The following is a 17,731-nucleotide window of genomic DNA, read 5'->3' on the forward strand; positions in this document are numbered from 1 at the left end:
TTAACAGCAAAGCAGTTTACGCTCTCCGAGAGGCTGGCTGCTCCCCGAAGACCCGATTGGCGAGGCCCTGGGGCCGAGCATCTGGAGTCCCGCCCGAAACAGTACCATCCGGTCGTCCGCCGACCAGCGCCCGACACCGACAGTTTCCAAACGGCGGGGTGGTCCCTCGACGCTTGCGGCGTCTCCCACCGGCAGGACAGGGATCAGTTTCGCCAACCCGGAAGGCCGTTTTGCCGAACCCCCCAGGATCAGCCACCCGGCGGCGCTCCGCTTGCGCCTCATCGTCAAAGCCGTGTTCCGTGCGGCCTTCGCCAACCCCCCCACGCCCTCACGGTCTTTCTCCCGCCCGGCCTGTCCCTGTCCCGTCCTCCCGGGAACATCCCGGGAACTCTGATTCATTCATGCGTGGTTCTCCCAGTAGCGCTTCAGCAAAATTCTTTTGACTTCTTTGTGTGGGGTGTACTTTGTGATCTCTTGGTCGCGAAGACGCCCCTTCACATTGGTCGCCGCCACATGGTCCGCATCTCCTTCATATCCGCACTTTTGGCACCGGAATGAATCACCGTTGCGGTTCTTGCCGTCCACCCACCCGCATCCGGGACAGGGACAGGTCTGGCTCGTATAAGCGGCGTTCACCGGTCCCGGATCGGTTATGGAATAAACATGGAACAAGTATTCCAGTCGCCCCCGGATCGCCTGCCGTTGCCACTGGCTCACCTTGCGGGACAGCCCCTTGTTCCTCGCCTTCCCCCGCAGGTGGGACAAATCTTCGTAAGCGATCACCCTCGGCCGGCGTTCCCGAAAAAACGCCCGAAACGCCCGGTTGATCTCGTTCTCGCACCACGCCCGGTACCGCCTGTGTCGCTTGTGCTGTTTCACCAGCCCCAGGTTGTGCCGCCGGATTCGCCGGGCCTTTCCCGGGTCCCTCTCCCGGTTTTTGCGATACAACGCCCACAGCTTCTGGCGTTTCCGTCCTTTGTCCAGCACGTGGTCCGACATCTCTTGCAGGGCCTGGCCGTACTCCGGCCGATACTTCTTCCCCGAGTCGTCCGTCAGAACTTCGGTGACTCCCAGGTCGATTCCCGCCTCTTCCTCCCCGGCCGGGTAGGTCTTCGGTTCCCGGATCATGTGAATCTCCACCGCCTGTTCGTCCGGCAGCAGAACCACCCGCAGATTGCCCCTCAGCTTGTGAATCCCGGCAAGGGGGATCACGATCCTTTTTCCCGGGGACAACCCCATCACCGCCACATACTGCCGGTTGCCCACCATGAACACTCGGTACATCTGCTGATCCACAACAAAACTCCGGGCTTTCCTGACCCGCGGCCTCTTTCCCAGGACCCGGCGAAACAGTCGCTTCAGCCCGTGGCGGACCTTCTTCCGCCCGGCCGGCTCCAATTCGGTCTTTTTCCCGGCCAGATCCTCATCCCGAAAAATCGCCTCGATCTTTCTCCAATCCCGGGGGCTGTCCCCGAACTTGTCCAGCAACCAGAAGGCGTAATCCCGTTCCTTCGGGGTTAACCCCTCGTTGCGGTGAAGACGGCCCCGCACCTCGGCAATCGCCGCTTCCCACTGTCGCTCCAGGGTCCATAAGGCGTCTTCCAAAGCCAACTTCCACTGCCGGGCCTGAAGACCAAAGGGACTCATAAACCCGGCGGCCACCCGTTCATCTCGAATTCTCCGTTTATACCCCAGATCCTTGAGGGACTTCACCTGCGCGTACTCCACCAAGAAGGCGTCCTTCTGCCGGGAATACGCCTCAGCCACTTCGACGATCTGCCTCCATTTCTCACGATTCAGCGGCAGGCTCTTTTGTCGGATCGTCTGTCGCACCGGATAGTTCCTCCCGAACGGCTTTGGTCAGTTTCCGCGCCCTGTAGGTTCTTGACCCGTAGAGTTTTGCCGCAAAATGCTGGACAATGCTTATTAGATCTTCGGCCAGTTCTTGGGCCGGTGACATGTCCTCGGCCTTGTTGACCACCAGAATCTCGCAACCGAACTGTGCAAACAGGTCCTCCAAGAAATCAAACCCAAACCGGACCAGCCGGTCCTTGTGAGCCACAATCACCGTCTCGATTTCCCCGCGGGTGACGGCCCCACACATCCTTTGGAAATTCCTTCGCCGATCATTCAACGCCGACCCAACATCGACGAAAATCTCGTCAATGGTGAGGCCCTTTCCGGCCGCAAATTCCTTCAGGAAACGCAACTGGTTCTCCAGGTCCGGTTTTTGCCCTGCGGAAGACACCCGGGCGTAAATGACCGTTTTCTTTTTTTCTTTTTGTTTCCCGATTCCTAACGCCTGATAGAACATATCCTGGGTGTATCTGCGCTTGTTGGTAGGAGTTCGCAAAGGCACCAGCTTGCCTTCCCTGTCCCACGCTCGAAGTGTGGAGACGCTGACGCCGAGTTTCTCCGCAAACTCTCGAATCGAATAGAGCTTCACCTGAACATCACCCTATATCAGATTCTATCAGGTGACGTTGATTTTCGGCAAATCACTTCTCTTCTTCATGGAACGCCAAAAGCTGTATTCAACCTCCTCCCCGCGCCGTTCCCGGTTTGCGCAAAAATGCCCGGAGTCGATCCGCCCCGGTTTCGAGTCCGGTGTACACGGTGCGCAGGCCGTGGTCGTAGATGCGCCTCAGCCCTTGAGGGGATTTGTGCTCCAATGTGAATGTATCCATAAAGGTGTAAAATTCCCCTGCCACATTGTCTCCCAGGGTCCGCCGGATCTGTTCGAGCATCCCGATGAGCCGCGCCGTCGGCACCACGAAGGCATTGCCATCCCCGAGAAAAATTCCGCTTCGCTCCTCGATCCGCCGCCCCATGAACGCTTGGAGGCGCTCCAGGTGCCGATCCAACTCCTCGGGGGTCTTGACGTGAAACCGCCGGTCCCGGTAAAAGTCACAAAAGAGGCATCGGTTGTAGGAGCACCCGTGGGTGACCTGCACGACCAATGCGTGGTATTGATCCGGAGGGAGGATGCTGATGGGTAGATATACGTCGTCAAAGGCCTCCCGGTCCGTTGTCAAAGCTTCGGGAGTCCAGCGGGCGAGTCGATCCTGCCACACCCGGGCCTCATCCCTGGGGAGCGATGCGAGAGACGATAAAGCGACGCTGTACACCCGGCGGTAAAAGGCGGGTTTCTCACCGGCTTCGAGGATTTCGTATCTCCGGCCCAGCAGCCCTCGGACGGGGAGGGTCCGTGTGCGGACCAACCGGTCGTCCAGCCCCCGGCGCACCGCTCGGCCGGGTCCCGAGGCCAAAAGGAACCGCCCGGTTTGATCGAAGCGAAGAATCCACGGCCCTTGCAATACCATGAGACGGTTTCCCCGGACCTTGGACGACAATCTGGTCATCGGCGACATTCCTCATCCTTCCTTTCGCGCTTCGGCGGCTTTCATGGCCAGGGCCAGTCCGCCGCACAACCCGGATTGTGTGCCCAGGCCCGGGGGGACGATGTAATCATCGATTTTCGTGACAATCTCGGGGCGCTGGATGTATCCGTGTAACATCTCGCTGACTTTTTGGCGAATTCGGGGGAACAGGTCGGCCCGTTGCATCACGCCGCCTCCGAGGAGGATCCGTTGGGGAGAAAGTACGCAGATGTACGTGACAAGTCCCTGGGCGAGGTAGCCAGCTTCCAGATCCCAGGCCGGATGGTCCGGAGGCAGATCGCGGCCTTTCGATCCCCAACGCTTCTCGATGGCCGGGCCGGATGCCATTCCTTCTAAACAATCCCCGTGGGCGGGACACACGCCGGGAAAGGTATCTCCGGCTGCCCTCCGAACGATCACATGTCCAGCCTCGGGGTGCATCATGCCGTGAAGAATTTGACCCTCGGCGAGGATACCGCCCCCGATCCCGGTCCCCACGGTGAGATATAGGGCGGTGTGCAATCCTTGGGCCGCGCCCCACCGGTGTTCAGCCAGGATGGCGGCGTTGACGTCGGTATCGATGGCGATGGGGACAGCCAGGCGCCGCCGCAGGTCGGCCAGGATGTTGAAGCCTCGCCACGCCAGTTTCGGCGTACTGGTGAGGGATCCGTAAGTCGGGCTGGCCGGATCGAGGTCGAGGGGGCCGAAGCACCCGAGCCCCAGGGCGCGAATGGCCTTGTCCTGAAAATACTCGGCTACGCGCTCCAGGGTTTCTTCCGGCACCGTCGTGGGGATGGTGATCTGGTCCACGATCCGGCCTCGGTCGTCCCCGATCCCACAGACGAATTTGGTCCCCCCGGCTTCGATGGCTCCGAACAAGGCTGCTCCCTCCATGATGCTGCTTTTAGTTCTCATCCTCACTGTATGCGATGATGGGCCGTCAGTAAAGGTTTGTGATGCATCATGCAACCAAATTCCCTAGGTCTGGTCGCAGTTTATAATCAGGTTCACGTCGAATCGCCGTCGGACCCGGAGCGGGTGAGGGAACTTCTCGCCCACGTCGAGCGAGTATGCCCCGTCAAGGACACCTTGCGGGGAGTGCCGACGCGGGCTGTAGAAATCCGATGGTTTTGTCCAACTTTGGGGACCATCAAGCCTTGATTCATAGCAGCCGCCTCGATCACCGTCGAGGCGGCTTTGTTTATCCATGTCCCTGAGCAGAAGCGTACTCACTTTCACACTTCTCAGGATAGTCACTGGTCGCGGCAATGGCTCCTTGTTATACTGGACACAGATTTGGTGCTGGATCTCGCTGGGAGATATGGTGGAATTGGTCCATTTCGTGAGGAGGGGAACGATTGTTTGACAAAGATTTTTCCCAAGTTGACTGGGAAAAGGTGAAGCAAGGACAGTTGATAAGGCAGTCGCTCGGATCGGAGTGGATCCGGTTGACCGGGTTGGCGCCGGGGATGCGAGTGATGGACATCGGGACGGGCCCCGGGGTCTTCACCCGGATGTACGCCGAGGCAGTGGGGGAGATGGGCCGGGTGTACGCGTTGGAAAAATCTCCGCAGGCGATGGCCTTTCTCCGGCGGGAACTGCAGGATCTCAAGAATGTGGAGTACGTGCTTGCCGACGCGGAACAGGGATTCGGGGAAGTCCCGAAGGTCGACGTCGTGTTCATCACAGACGTCCTGCACCATGTTGATACGCCGGGAAAGATCTTTCGAAATATTTCCCGGGTGGTCTCGGAAGGGGCAAAAGTGCTTGTGGCGGAATATGATCCCACCGCTCCCGGGGAGGTGGGCCCGCCCCTGGAGGTGCGGATCCCTTTGGGAGATTTGCAACAAATGGCGGTTGCCGCCGGCTTTCAGATCGTGGAAACGGGGACCCGAGATCACGAACATTATTACGTCGTATTGCAACGATGAATGAAGCAGAGGGGGTCTTGACCCCTTAGGTTTTTGCACTTATAATGTGCATATGCACATAATAAATGATGAATGGAGGTGAAAAATGCCGAGGCCAAAAAAATGCCGGCGGGTTGGGTTTGTTCCCCTTGCTTCGTTTTTTGCTCCAATGCCCGCGCCCGGGGACCAAGCGTCGGAACCGGGTGAAGTGACGCTCACCCTTGAAGAGGTGGAAGCCCTTCGCCTCGCGGACTGGGTACAGTTGGAACAAGCCGATGGGGCTGAGCGAATGGGGGTTTCCCGGGGGACGTTTCAGCGCATTGTGAAGGCGGCGAGGGAGAAGGTGGCGGATGCTCTTCTTCATGGAAAGGGGATTCGCATTCACGGTGGGAATTATGCCGTGATGTTACCCGGTGGTGGATCTGCCCGGGCTTGCGGGTGTGTCGACCGGCGGTCAGAGCCGGGAAGCGGATTTTGTGGGCGGCCACGCTGCCAAAAATGCGGCGGTCACTATGGATTAAAAAAGCCCAGTGGTGAAATGTCAAGGGGGTGGTCGAAGAAAATTGGGAATGGATGTGGGAAATAGTTACAAATGCGAAGGTTAAAGGGCGACCTTAACCAAACCCATGATGTTCGCCGAATTTTCGAGCGATGTTCATGGGTGCAAAACTGGAAAATCCGTCCGTCTGGAGGTAGCGGTTATCTCCTCCTCTCCGGGGGTGTGTACAGCTGATTGGTGCTCAGTAGTGTGAACACCAAGCGTACCAGTTTTCTTGCAGTCAGGACGAGGGCTCGTTTATGTTGGTGCTTCAGCGCTTCGTCGTGCTTCTTGCGGTAAAACTCGGCGTACTCGGAATCATGGCGGCGAACCTGGTCCGCAGCCTGAATCAGATAATAGCGCAGGTACTTGTTCCCGGTACGCATTCGGGATGTTTCATCGGCTTCGTACTCCCCGGATTGGTACTGATTCCAGACCAGTCCGGCGTACTTGGCTAAGGCGTTGTGGTTCTTGAAACGTCGAATGTCGCCGACTTCGGCTATGATTCCGGCTGCGTATACAGGGCCGATGCCCTTGACCGACTCGAGGGTATTTGGGATCGCTTTCATCAGCCTGGCAATCGCTCGGTCGAGTTTCTTCACCTCAGCGTCCATGTGCTGGATCACGCTGAGGGTAACGGACAGCGACAGATTGACGGGATCCTGCATCACCTTGTCCAGTCGAAAGGACCTGCGTGCAACCTTTTGGAGTTCCTGTGCGATCTGCTTTGGGTCGTCAAACTTGTTTCTGCTTTTGTCGACCAAGAGCGCCACAAGATCCTCAAGGGGCATCGCAGCGATTTGTTCAGGCTCCAGCTCCTGAATGACGGCGAGCGACGTGGCACCGAAAGTATCGGAGAACGGGTTGTCTTGACGCAGACCACTGAACTTAAGAAACAGCTGGTTCAGGAAGAAGGTCTTGTCCCGAGACATGGTCTGCATCACATGAAACCGAGTCCGGGTGAGACGTTGAAGCGCTTCGTATCGGATCGTGTCTGTCATGGCTTGTGGGAGACGGCCAAACCGCAGGTGGTCCGCAATCACCCAGGCATCGATGCGGTCGTTTTTGGGAAGGTGGTCATACGCCTTCTTGAAACGAGCCACTCTCCGCGCGTTTAAGACGTGAATCTGAGCGTCGAGGTGTGGTGCATGGTCCTCGAGTTGTTGTTTGAGGTAATGGGCCAGATGCCAGCCGAGGTTGGCTGTCGCCTCCATGCCGACAACGACGCTATCCATGTGCTTGGTCTCTGTGATCTCCAAGACCTTGTGAATGAGAGTGTCGGCTCCCTGTGGGTCATTGGAGATCTGAAACGAGGCCAAGTTCTGACCGGCCTCATCCATAAATTGAATATGGTGGGCCTTCAAGCTCACGTCGATCCCAACATGCAGTTTCGGCAACGGATTCACCTCCGTTCGGGGAAGAGTCAAGCCAGTCCCGGACCTGGGTGCCCGTGGGAACCACCGACCTCAGCCTCGTCATCAGCACTCATCCATCCGGATGTCAATTGCGGGCCACTACACCCCATCCGGTATGGAGGTGCAACCAGTGGTTAGAGCATGGGTGGTGGATCCTGGGTAGCAGGCTTTCCACAGCAGTACCAAACGGTCCGCAAGGAGGGGAAGAAATCTCCCGAGAAAGACTTGCTGATCCCATTGTCCCACAGGCAGGCCGGGCTGTCGAAATCTCCACCGACCAAACACGTTGGGGCTTCCCCCGACTGGAGGTGGAGAGATATGGAATTATCAAGGAACAAAGGCATGACAAAGAAACGGAGTGACGGTTGTGCAACTCCAAGACCAAACGCGATGGATTCAATAACCAACGGCGATGGGAACTTCCCCATCCAGATGATCCACAAACATGGCCAGACCAAGACACGCCGACAACCGACCTACACCAACAGATGTGGATGGGGAAGCCCACCACCTCCACCCCTATGAGCAGCTGTCTCATAGGGATGGATAAAAGAGCCGGCTCTGGAAGTTCTCCAGCGCTGCTCCAGCAGTTCCGGACCTACTGGAAATTCAACGAAGAAGACCTTCTACTACTATCATACGAGGAGGGGCGAACGATGAGATTGGCGATCGCAACGGAAGGGGATCGAGTCGGCGGACATTTTGGCCAGACCCGGGCCTTTACGATTTGTGACATTGAAGGAGAATCGGTCAAGGAGCGGCGGGTGGTGGATACCGAAGGCCATCAGCACGGGGCATTGGTCGGATTTCTGGCCAGGCTGGGTGCGGATGCGGTGATCGTGGGCGGGCTCGGGGCCGGTGCGGTGAGCAAGCTGGCCCGGGAGTCCATCGAGGTCTATACTGGCGTTGGCGGGACGGTGGAAGAAGCGATACAAAAATACCTCCACCGGGAGTTGGTGCCCGTCGATGTCGAGCAGGTTCTTCAAGGGGTCGGTTCGCATGGCCACGGTATCCACCATCACCACGGCCATCACCATGACCACGGCGGGTGTGATTGCGAACACTGAGCGGGAGGGCGATGGGGCTCTTTTGCCGCATTGCGGCGGAAGGGCTTTTTTTATCGGGTGCCGCGGTGCACCAAAACTGGTATGATGGAGGAGTGCGGCGGGGGCGACGAAGGACCTGATTTTACAAAATCGCGAGAGGAACTTGTTCATGTCTCATTCATCGGTGTCTCATAGCTCCGTCCATCGCCGGTACAACTGGGCGGCGGTGGTGGCCGTGGTCGTCACCTTGGTATTTTGGTCGTCGGCTTTTGCGGGCATCCGGGCGGCGCTGCTCAGTGGCTATTCTCCCGGGCATGTGGTGTTGCTGCGCTTTCTCAGCGCTTCGGCGGTGTTTGTCGTATACGCGTTGGTCAGGGGTATTCAGGTGCCGCGAGGCCGGGATTTGCTCGCGGTGGCGGCCTTGGGTTGGACGGGGATTTCGATTTATCATATTGCTCTGACTTTTGGTGAGCTGACCGTGGATGCGGGGACCGCGAGTTTACTCATCGCCGCCGCGCCGGCCTTTACGGCGCTGATCGCCGTGATCGCTTTGGGAGAGCGTTTGAACGGCATCGGCTGGCTGGGAGTGCTCGTCGGGTTTGGTGGGGTGGCCTTGATGACCGTGGGGTCCGGCGGAGGGCATCGGGTGACGGCAGGGGCTTGGCTGATCCTTCTGTCCGCCGTGACCGCGGCGATTTTTTTCGTCGGGCAAAAGCCGCTTTTTGCGCGCTATGGGGCGATCGATTTGACAGCGTGGTTCACCTGGTTCGGCACGCTTCCCATGCTGTGGTTTGCCCCGGGGCTGGGGGAAGCGATGGCCCATGCCTCCGGAGCGGCCACGTGGGTGTGCGTGTACATTGGGGTGTTCCCGGCGGCGGTGGCCTACGTGGCCTGGGCGATCGCCTTAAAGTCTGCACCGGCAGGGCTGGTGGCCAGTTCGCTGTATCTCAATCCGCTGCTCGCGATTCTCATCGGATGGGTATGGTTGGGAGAGCTGCCCGGGGTGTGGAGCATCTTGGGTGGGGTGATTGCTGTGGCCGGGGTGGTGATGGTGAATGTCGCCGGGCCGGTGAGGCGCCAGCGGTTTCGGGCGGATCCCGGTTCGGCTCCGAGTGCCGGATCGGGAGAAGGTTGAGGGGGTATCGCGGCTCCACCCGCGGACACGGAATCGCAGGGGCCTTTCAAAAAATTTCTTCAGACGGTTGTCTCAAGGGCTGGGGTGTGGTACGATGAAATCGATGGGGAACATATGTTTTATTTCCGGGCTTGTCGATGCCTCTCCGTTGTTTGTGCCTGGGCCAGGAAATGGCGAAAGCGGGGGATCGGTGGGTGGATGAAGAAACATTGCGCCGCATTCTCGGTGAGTTTGCGCGAGGGATCACGGCGGTACTGGAGAACACCAATGAGATCTCGCGGGTCTACGTCGTGGTTGAGGGACTCGGGCAGCGCCTGGACCGCATTGAGGAGCGGTTGGACCAAGTGGAGGCCCGCTTGGACCGGGTGGAAGAGCGCCTGGGCCGGGTGGAAGAGCGCCTGGACCGGGGCGAAGAGCGGTTGGATCGAATGGAGCACCGGTTGGACAGTATCGAGCGTCAACTTGGCTACGTGAAGGTCAAACTTTTTGAACACGATGAGGAAATTTTCTATCTCCGCGGTTCCAACGTGAAATAGGCCTGCCCCTCAAGTGATGTTCGTGGCCCGGGTGCGCTACAATGGTGTCAGAACCACCCTGGAGGGACGAGGATGACCGAAGTGGACCGCGACCTGGTGGAGCAAGCTCGCAGTGCCGCAAGTCGCGCAAGGGCCGACTACTCCGGTTTTGCCGTCGGCGCCGCCGCGCTGGCGTCAGACGGCCGAGTGTTTATCGGGGCGAACATCGAACTTTCGGTGTACGGCTTGTCCATGTGCGCCGAACGAGTCGCTGTGTTCAAGGCGTACACCGAGGGGGCTGACGACATCGTGGCCCTGGCGGTGGCCGGATCCACTGTGCGCCCGATTTCGCCGTGTGGCGCGTGTCGTCAAGTGATATGGGAACTGGCCCCGAACGCCAGAATCCTGCTCGCCAACCAAGACGGTTCCGAGGTGGCGAAGCATACGCCGGCGGATCTGTTGCCCAACGGTTTTTTTCTTAATAGGGACCGCATACAGGATTGAAGGGTCAAGGTGGCGATCATATCGGTCCCAGGCAGCTCGGAACGGAGGGGTGCCTATGCATGTGCCCGATCTCATCCGCAGAAAGCGGGATGGCGAGGAGCTGGCTGACGAAGAGATCGAGGAATTGGTCCAGGGGTATGTTCGGGGCGTTGTTCCGGATTACCAGATGGCCGCCTTCTTGATGGCGGTGTACTTTCAGGGCATGAATGAGAGGGAAACGGCGGCGCTGACCCGGGCGATGGTCCGGAGCGGCGGGGTTGTGGACCTGTCTTCGGTCCCTGGGGTGAAACTGGACAAGCACAGCACGGGTGGCGTCGCCGACACCACGACGCTCGTCCTGTTGCCCCTGGTGGCTTCGGCAGGCGTTGCCGTGGCGAAGATGTCCGGCCGGGGACTCGGGTACACCGGGGGTACGATCGATAAACTGGAGTCGGTCCCGGGTTTTCGCACCCACCTGTCCGCAGTTGAATTCGTCGCCCAGGTACGGCGAATCGGCCTTGCGCTCACCGCTCAGTCCCGGGAACTGACGCCGGCGGATCAACAGTTGTACGCTCTCAGGGACGTGACGGCGACGGTGGAATCGCCGGCCCTGATCGCCAGTTCGGTGATGAGCAAAAAGATTGCCGGAGGGGCGGACAAGATTGTCTTGGATGTGAAGGTGGGGCGGGGGGCCCTTTTGCCCGACGAGCGAGGCGCCCGGGACCTGGCGGAACGGATGGTGCGTCTGGGAGAGCGGATGGGTCGGGAAGTGACGGCCTTTCTCACCGACATGGATCAACCTTTGGGATTGGCGATCGGCAATGCCCTGGAGGTGATCGAGGCGGTGGAGGTGCTGCAAGGGAAAGCGTGGGGCGAGTTGCGCGAACTGTCTGTAGCAATCGGGGCGGAGATGGTGCGGATGGCGGGAGTCGAAGTGGACGCGGCTGAGGCCTTGCGACTTCTGGAGGCGAAATTGGACCGGGGGGAAGCCCTGGACATGTTTCGCCGCTGGATCGAAGCCCAGGGCGGAGACGGTCGGGTGGCGGAAGATCCCCGCCGCTTCCTTCCCAAGGCTGCCCATGTGCGGGTGGTGACGGCCGCGGCGGGTGGCTACATCCAGGATATCGATCCCAAACGGTTGGGGCGCTTGGTGCAAAGTCTTGGTGCGGGACGCCGGCGAAAGGAAGATGTGGTGGATCTCTCCGTCGGTGTGGTGCTGGGCGGAAAAGTGGGGGACCGGATTCCGGACGGGGAGCCTCTTGCCGTCATTCATGCCCGGTCTTTACAGGATCTGGATCTCGCAGAACGGGAAGTTCGTTCGGCGATCATCCTGTCTCGGGATCCTGTGCCCCGGCGGCCGGTGATTCTCGATCGCATCTCCCACGGATCGTGATGGCTGAAGCTCGCCGAAGCCCCTCTGGCCGGTTGCCTGCACACTTTTGTATACTGTCCGTAGGATGCCAAAATCCTCATTCCACGAGAGGTGACAACCGTGATCGAATTTTTGTCGGAAGATAGCGTGACGGTGTTTCAAGATCCGACGAAGAACTGGGAGATCACTCGGCGGACCACCCAGATCCGGAAAGACCCACTGACGGGGATTCGTACCCGGATTCTCGACTATCCGGTACATATGCCGCCGCCTCCAGATATGACGGAGCTGGCGGAACAGACAGCCCAAACCTGCCCCTTTTGTCGACCCCGAGTGATGGAAGTGACACCGAAGTATCTGCCCGAGGTGTCCCCGGAGGGGCGCTTCACCCGGGGGGAGTCGGTGTTGTTCCCCAATATTTTCCCGTATGACGAAAACAGCGCCGTTGCCGTATTTTCCAATCAACACTATGTCCGGATGTGGGAGTTGACCGCCGATTATCTCATGGACGGTTTTCTGACCGCGGGTGACTATGCCCGGGCTCTCAGCCGCGCCTACCCGGGAACCAAGCGATATTTCTCCCTGAACTGGAACTACATGCCTGTGGCCGGGGCCAGCATCATTCACCCGCATTATCAGATCGTTGCGGGACATGAGCCCACTAATTATCACGACACGCTCCTCCAGGCCAGCGCACAGTTTTACAAAACCCATCAAGTATCGTATTGGCCGAGCCTCGTGGCGGTGGAAAAAGAAAAGGGCGAACGCTACTTGGGTCGGAGGGGAAAGGTGGACTGGCTCATCGCCTATGCGCCCCGGGGGCTGATCGAAGTGGTGGGGGTTGCGGAAGACGCTGCTCAGGTCGAGGAACTCGCGCCAGAGCGGTGGCGGGATTTGGCAGAAGGCCTGCAAACGGTGTTCGGATATTTTGCAGAAAAAGGATTCCCGGGCTTTAACTTGACGCTGTTTTCCGGCATGGAAGAAGACCGGGAGCATTACCGACTGCAGGTCCGGGTGGTGCCGAGAACCCTGTTGTCGGCTCTGGGGACCAATGAGGTGAACTATTTCAAGATGCTTCACGAGGAGTGTCTGACCATGATTCGCCCGGAAGAGGCGGCGGTAGAACTGAAGAAAGCTTTCGAATAGCATAATGGGTGGCGCCCGGGTCGGCCAATGAATCCGGCCGGCCCCAGGTGCTCACGATCCGGTGCTCGTGTAGGCTTTGAGCCCCCGTCGCCACACGATGCCGGCGGTCGCAAGAAGGACCAGCGCCACGAGGGGCGATAGGAAGGGGAGGATCCCATAGCCCTGGGCCTTCCCCAGAAAGTATAAAGATGGGTAATAGTTCATGAAGGCAAACGGGAGAAAAAGGGTCACCATGGCCTGAAGGGGGCGGCCGAAGATATGAATCGGGTACTGTTGAACCACCCCGAAGCTGAACTGGGTGGCGGTGTTGACCAAAGGGGTTGAACGCCCGGTCCAAAACGCCGTAGAGGCCAAGAGCAGGATGAGCCCGAGCTCCACGGCGGCGGCACTGACGGCGACCACCAGGAACCACAGCCACGTTCCCCCACTCCAGTGCATCCCCAAGTGATGGTAGGCCAGGGCGATTCCCGTGGAAGACACCAAAACGTCCCCCAGACCGAGATAATGAACCTCCCGGCTGAGGAATTGAAGCAACGGGGACACCGGGCGGAGGAGAAACTGGTCGAAAGTGCCTTCGATGATGTAGGTTTCCAACTGACCCACATGGCCGAACAGAATAACCCGAAGTCCGTGGCCAATGAGCCAAAGGTTGTACAAAAACAGGATATCGTAAAATCCCCAGCCTCCGAGGTGGTCGAACCGTTTTAATAAGACCCAGGTGGTCCCCAGGGTCGCTCCGTTGAGGACGAACACGCCGACGATCCCTACCAAAAGGTCGGCCCGGTATGCCACCCGGGAAAGGAGAGCCGCTCGGAGCATCGCTCTCCAAGCCCGCCCCAGTCCCGCGGCCTCTCGAAACACCTGTGCCATGGATTCACCTCCTTCATCCTCCTTGGATCACGACATGGCGTTGCAAAGACCGCCATGCCCAGAGGGCCGCGCCTCCCAGCACCAGGGACCAAATTCCTTGGACGAGGATGGCCGTGGTCGCCGCCCAACCGTGCAACTGTCCCACGTAGATCGATTGGGGCGTTGCAAACATCGCTTGGAACGGGAGGGCGTATAAAAAGGGCTTGAGGGCTTCGGGATACATATAGATCGGAATCCACTGTCCGGAGAAAAATCTCACCATGGCCCAGTACGCGAATTGGAACCCGACCAGATCCAGGGTATAAAACGAGATCAGACCGAACAAAAAGTGCGCAAAGAACTGAACCACCGTGCTGAGCACCAGGCTGGTCAGGAACAAGGCCGCCTGGCCTGGCGTCTGCGGCACAGGAATGCGAAAAACAATGAGGGCGAAAAGGTACGGGATGGCAGCGTAGAGGGCCGCGCGGATCGCCAAATCTCCGAAGGACTCCAAGGCCACCAAACGGACAAAAGAGATCGGTTTCATCAACTCCACGGCGATCATTCCGGTGCGCACCCGTTCGGCGATGCGAATGTGGGGCCCTTCGTCGAGGCTCAGAATTGCCCCCAGCAAAATACCCACCACGGCGTACCCGAAAACCTGTTCGAACGACAGCGCACCGAAGGCGGAGGGCTTTTCTTTGTACAACAAGCTCCACACGGCGTACATCACATAGATCTGGAGCAGCCGGCTGAACACATCCACCCAAAAAGCGGTGCGGTACGCGGTCCATTTTAAGAACGCCTGGCGGATAAACACGCCTGACAGCGCGAGACTCTCTCTAGACATCCCCGTCACCCCGTCTCACGCCGGGTCCCACGATTGATCTCGGGATCCGCCCCGGCCCCGGCGCTCCCTCGGGAGCTCTGGGAGTCCACGGACGCCCCGGCGACGGCCCCGGACAATTCTCCCTTTCGCGTCTGTTCTCCTTGAAGGTAAATCGACCGGACAATGTCTTCGATGGGGACGTCTTCCACCAAGAGGTCTCGAACGGGCATCCGTTCGGCCACGGCGGCGATGAGATCTCCCACCGAGGTTTGGCGCGGATTGAAACGGAAGAGCACCCGGTGGGCATCCCATTCGATTCTCACAACTCCAAAGGCCCCCCGCCATTCGTCGTCAAACAGATCGAGCCATCCGGCTCCAAAGGTCGATCCAGTTACTTCCTCCGGATACACCGCCAAAGTGCGGTAACCCCCGAACTGCTCGCGCAGGGCTTCGGTCTCCCCGTCGTATAGCAGCGATCCCCGGTCGATGATGAGCACGCGGGAACAGAGCTTTTCAATGTCCCCCATGTCGTGGGTGGTCAGGATGACCGTCACCTTCCGTTCCCGGTTGATGGTGCGAATGAAGGTGCGGAGCCTTTCTTTGGCGAGCACGTCCACCCCGATGGTGGGCTCATCCAGGAACAAAATCTGCGGGTCGTGAAGCAAGGCGGCGGCGAGGTCCGCCCGCATCCGCTGGCCGAGGCTGAGCTGGCGCACCGGAACCTGTTCAAACTCGTCTAAAGCCAATAGTTCCCGAAACAACTCCATGTTTCGGTTCCACACTTCATCGGGCACCCCGTAGATCGCCCGGAGCGTTTTGAGGCTCTCAATGGTGGGAATATCCCACCAAAGCTGGGTTTTCTGCCCAAACAACACGCCGATTTGCCGTGCGTGTTTGCGGCGGTCCCGGGCGGGATGCAATCCCCCCACCGCGATTTCCCCGGAAGTGGGCATGAGAATGCCCGTGAGCATTTTGATCGTCGTGGACTTCCCGGCGCCGTTGGGGCCGAGAAAACCCACCAACTCGCCTTTTTCGATGGCAAAGCTCAGATCGTTCACCGCCCGGTGGATGGTGAACGCCGGCCGCACCAGCCGGCGCAACGTCTTGAACCGCCCTTGGGTCGGTGCCGGCCGGCGGAATTCCTTGACCAAGTGGCGGACTTCAATGAGCGCCACGCTCTCGCCTCCTCTCTCATCACCTCGGGACGCGATCCGCCCGCAGCCGTTCGGCCAAGGCGGGATCCGGGGGTACAAACACCGTTTTCTGGTGGTCGTACAGCACGAACCCCGGTCGGGCGCCGGTGGGCTTCCACACGTGTTTGACCAGGGTATAATCCACTGCCACCGTCCCCGCGTGCCGGGCCTTGCTGTAATACGCCGCCAAACGAGCGGCTTCCTCCAGGGTTTTCGGGGGAACCTCCCGGCTGCGAATCACCACATGGGAGCCGGGGATATTTTGGGCATGAAGCCATGTGTCCTGTTTGTGAGCGGTTTTTGTCGTCAATTCGTCATTCTGTCGGTTGTTTTTACCGACGAAAATATCGATGCCCTCGGAGGAGATAAAATGCATGGGACTTCCGGCCTGATCCCGTCTCTCCCGCGGCTTCGTCCCCCCGCGGCGCCGGGCCCGGAGAAATCCCTGTCCACGAAGTTCTTCCTGAATCTCTTCCAACTCTTGCTCATCTGCCTGCTCCAAGGCGACCAGAACCGATTCCAGGTACTCCGCGTCCCGACGGGCCTGTTCTAGATGGTCGGTCACCACCTCTCGGGTGCGCTTGAGCTTTTGGTAGCGCCGAAAGAACTGTTGAGCATTATCCGCCGGAGAAAGCCCGGGATCCAAGGGTACAGTGACGGTGGCGCCCGTTTCACTGTACGGGTCGGGCAGGGTCACTTCCCGGGCCCCCCGGGGCACCACGTGCATATACGCGGTCACCAACTCTCCGTACCGCCGCCATTGATCGGCCTCTGCCGCCTCTTGCAACTGTTCATTCCAGCGGGCCATGCGATGTTCCAGGGCACTCAACGCCCCTCGAACGACCGCGGTCAAGGACTGGGCCAACCCCGAAGCCGCCCTATCCATGCGGTCCGCGTAGAAAGTCGCCACCGCGGCGTTCACCGTTTTAAAAGGGACCACCCGCCCCCGCGATTCCCAATGATGCAGGTACATCCCGGAGACCACCTTGGGGGTTCCGTTTCCGTCGTAAGCGATGCAAGGCGCAAATCGCCCCGCCGACACTTCCGCCGCGCTCTGGGAAATCGCCGCCCAGAGAGCTTGCGAGAAGGCTTCTCCATTGTCCTCGGATGTCCGCTTTAGGGCCCGGTGCATCCACTCCTCGGCCGCCGCCGGCCCGATGCCTTGATACCGGCCCATCAAGTCTTTGGCCGTCAGATTCGCCCCCTGGGAACCCAGCCAGCGATAAAATCCCTCTCGGGTCTCCTCCCGAGGGTCGATTTTATGTTGTTCCGGAGGCGGAATGTAGGGGCGGCCGGGCAGTACCACCCGATGTCGGCTTATCCCCGGGCTCACGCGAACAATCGCGTCCACCACCCGGCCCCGGGCCAGCCCTTCCTCTCCCCGGATTTCGTCATCTTCGTGAGCCACCAGGACGATATTGCTGTGGCGGCCCATGATCTCCACCACCACATCGTACCACTCGGGGTCGCCCAGGTCACTGCGACTCTCGACCCCGATCCGCACGATCCGCTCCATGCCCACCTGCCGGATGTACCGGACGCGCCCGCCTTCAAGGCGGCGCCGGGCAAGGGCCAGGAAAGGGGAGGGATCACCAGAGGACGGCGGGCGTTCGCCTTCCACTGTGTGGAGACGGGCCGCCCCGGCATCAGCGCTGATCCGGAGCCGGACCGACCGCCCGGGCAGGCGTATGCGAATCTCTAAATCCCGATCCTCCGGTTGATAGAGGCGCTCGATGCGACCGTCTTCAAGAATCTGGATCTCGGTCACGATGCCCGCCAGGGTCAGACCGTCCACAGCCACCGCCATCTCCTCCTATCGATAACAGCACCAGTATAGGAATCTCTTCGGGCTGCCGTCAAACCCCCTACCGTCATGGACGGACCTGACAAGGCATAGACATCGTCTAGTGACAGACCTGG

19 protein-coding genes are annotated in these 17,731 nt (G+C 59.5%); 9 read left to right on the forward strand and 10 right to left on the reverse strand.

Annotated elements, in window-relative coordinates; translation table 11 throughout:
* The 5 genes from BTUS_RS06950 to BTUS_RS06970 form a co-directional block, all read right to left on the reverse strand.
* Positions 1 to 399 carry a hypothetical protein gene (locus BTUS_RS06950; protein ID WP_013075399.1) on the reverse strand — a complete coding sequence of 133 codons (399 nt, stop codon included), beginning with the start codon at positions 397 to 399 and terminating at the stop codon, positions 1 to 3.
* Positions 400 to 1,728, reverse strand: a complete 1,329-nt coding sequence (locus BTUS_RS06955; protein ID WP_013075400.1) for an RNA-guided endonuclease InsQ/TnpB family protein — start codon at positions 1,726 to 1,728, stop codon at positions 400 to 402.
* A 61-nt stretch (positions 1,729 to 1,789) separates the two neighbouring features.
* Positions 1,790 to 2,446 carry an IS607 family transposase gene (locus BTUS_RS06960; RefSeq protein WP_013075401.1) on the reverse strand — a complete coding sequence of 219 codons (657 nt, stop codon included), beginning with the start codon at positions 2,444 to 2,446 and terminating at the stop codon, positions 1,790 to 1,792.
* An 88-nt stretch (positions 2,447 to 2,534) separates the two neighbouring features.
* Positions 2,535 to 3,362, reverse strand: a complete 828-nt coding sequence (locus BTUS_RS16820) for a radical SAM protein (protein ID WP_169307949.1) — start codon at positions 3,360 to 3,362, stop codon at positions 2,535 to 2,537.
* 12 nt (positions 3,363 to 3,374) lie between these two features.
* The gene (locus BTUS_RS06970; RefSeq protein ID WP_013075402.1) at positions 3,375 to 4,259 is read right to left on the reverse strand and encodes an ROK family protein; all 885 of its coding nucleotides are present in this window, start codon (positions 4,257 to 4,259) and stop codon (positions 3,375 to 3,377) included.
* An 84-nt stretch (positions 4,260 to 4,343) separates the two neighbouring features.
* Between BTUS_RS06970 and BTUS_RS17920 the strand changes: the two genes are divergently transcribed.
* The 3 genes from BTUS_RS17920 to BTUS_RS06980 all read left to right on the forward strand — a co-directional run bounded on the left by BTUS_RS17920 (position 4,344) and on the right by BTUS_RS06980 (position 5,876).
* Positions 4,344 to 4,541, forward strand: coding sequence for an OsmC family protein (locus BTUS_RS17920; protein ID WP_123809252.1), 198 nt, complete (start codon positions 4,344 to 4,346; stop codon positions 4,539 to 4,541).
* 197 nt (positions 4,542 to 4,738) lie between these two features.
* The gene (locus BTUS_RS06975; protein WP_013075403.1) at positions 4,739 to 5,311 is read left to right on the forward strand and encodes a class I SAM-dependent methyltransferase; all 573 of its coding nucleotides are present in this window, start codon (positions 4,739 to 4,741) and stop codon (positions 5,309 to 5,311) included.
* An 85-nt stretch (positions 5,312 to 5,396) separates the two neighbouring features.
* Positions 5,397 to 5,876, forward strand: a complete 480-nt coding sequence (locus BTUS_RS06980) for a DUF134 domain-containing protein (RefSeq protein WP_013075404.1) — start codon at positions 5,397 to 5,399, stop codon at positions 5,874 to 5,876.
* A gap of 113 nt (positions 5,877 to 5,989) precedes the next feature.
* Here BTUS_RS06980 and BTUS_RS06985 read toward each other — a convergent pair whose 3' ends face one another.
* Positions 5,990 to 7,225, reverse strand: a complete 1,236-nt coding sequence (locus BTUS_RS06985) for an IS110 family RNA-guided transposase (RefSeq protein ID WP_013074946.1) — start codon at positions 7,223 to 7,225, stop codon at positions 5,990 to 5,992.
* 674 nt (positions 7,226 to 7,899) lie between these two features.
* On the opposite strand from BTUS_RS06985, the gene BTUS_RS18390 reads away from it, so the two are divergent.
* From BTUS_RS18390 to BTUS_RS07015, 6 genes are all read left to right on the forward strand, one after another.
* The gene (locus BTUS_RS18390) at positions 7,900 to 8,310 is read left to right on the forward strand and encodes a NifB/NifX family molybdenum-iron cluster-binding protein (RefSeq protein WP_013075405.1); all 411 of its coding nucleotides are present in this window, start codon (positions 7,900 to 7,902) and stop codon (positions 8,308 to 8,310) included.
* 148 nt (positions 8,311 to 8,458) lie between these two features.
* On the forward strand, positions 8,459 to 9,424 hold the full coding sequence (locus tag BTUS_RS06995; RefSeq protein ID WP_013075406.1) for a DMT family transporter: 966 nt from the start codon (positions 8,459 to 8,461) through the stop codon (positions 9,422 to 9,424).
* 194 nt (positions 9,425 to 9,618) lie between these two features.
* Positions 9,619 to 9,960 (forward strand): hypothetical protein, encoded by a 342-nt coding sequence (locus tag BTUS_RS16825; protein WP_013075407.1) that lies wholly within the window; start codon positions 9,619 to 9,621, stop codon positions 9,958 to 9,960.
* Between the two features lie 72 nt (positions 9,961 to 10,032).
* The gene (gene cdd, locus BTUS_RS07005) at positions 10,033 to 10,443 is read left to right on the forward strand and encodes a cytidine deaminase (RefSeq protein ID WP_013075408.1); all 411 of its coding nucleotides are present in this window, start codon (positions 10,033 to 10,035) and stop codon (positions 10,441 to 10,443) included.
* Positions 10,444 to 10,498: 55 nt separating this feature from the next.
* A complete protein-coding gene (locus BTUS_RS07010; RefSeq protein ID WP_013075409.1) occupies positions 10,499 to 11,815 on the forward strand; it encodes a thymidine phosphorylase in 1,317 nt (438 codons plus the stop codon).
* A 99-nt stretch (positions 11,816 to 11,914) separates the two neighbouring features.
* A complete protein-coding gene (locus tag BTUS_RS07015; protein ID WP_013075410.1) occupies positions 11,915 to 12,940 on the forward strand; it encodes a hypothetical protein in 1,026 nt (341 codons plus the stop codon).
* Between the two features lie 51 nt (positions 12,941 to 12,991).
* Here BTUS_RS07015 and BTUS_RS07020 read toward each other — a convergent pair whose 3' ends face one another.
* Genes BTUS_RS07020 through BTUS_RS07035 form a run of 4 tightly spaced genes read right to left on the reverse strand, consistent with a single transcriptional unit; the run spans position 12,992 to position 17,612 of the window.
* Positions 12,992 to 13,810, reverse strand: a complete 819-nt coding sequence (locus BTUS_RS07020) for an ABC transporter permease (protein WP_013075411.1) — start codon at positions 13,808 to 13,810, stop codon at positions 12,992 to 12,994.
* A gap of 13 nt (positions 13,811 to 13,823) precedes the next feature.
* The gene (locus tag BTUS_RS07025; RefSeq protein WP_083780077.1) at positions 13,824 to 14,639 is read right to left on the reverse strand and encodes an ABC transporter permease; all 816 of its coding nucleotides are present in this window, start codon (positions 14,637 to 14,639) and stop codon (positions 13,824 to 13,826) included.
* 5 nt (positions 14,640 to 14,644) lie between these two features.
* Positions 14,645 to 15,793 carry an ABC transporter ATP-binding protein gene (locus tag BTUS_RS07030; protein ID WP_013075413.1) on the reverse strand — a complete coding sequence of 383 codons (1,149 nt, stop codon included), beginning with the start codon at positions 15,791 to 15,793 and terminating at the stop codon, positions 14,645 to 14,647.
* Positions 15,794 to 15,812: 19 nt separating this feature from the next.
* On the reverse strand, positions 15,813 to 17,612 hold the full coding sequence (locus BTUS_RS07035; RefSeq protein WP_013075414.1) for an Rqc2 family fibronectin-binding protein: 1,800 nt from the start codon (positions 17,610 to 17,612) through the stop codon (positions 15,813 to 15,815).
* Between the last annotated feature and the right edge of the window lie 119 nt (positions 17,613 to 17,731).

Source organism: Kyrpidia tusciae DSM 2912 (assembly GCF_000092905.1).
GTDB classification, from domain to species: Bacteria; Bacillota; Bacilli; order Kyrpidiales; family Kyrpidiaceae; genus Kyrpidia; species Kyrpidia tusciae.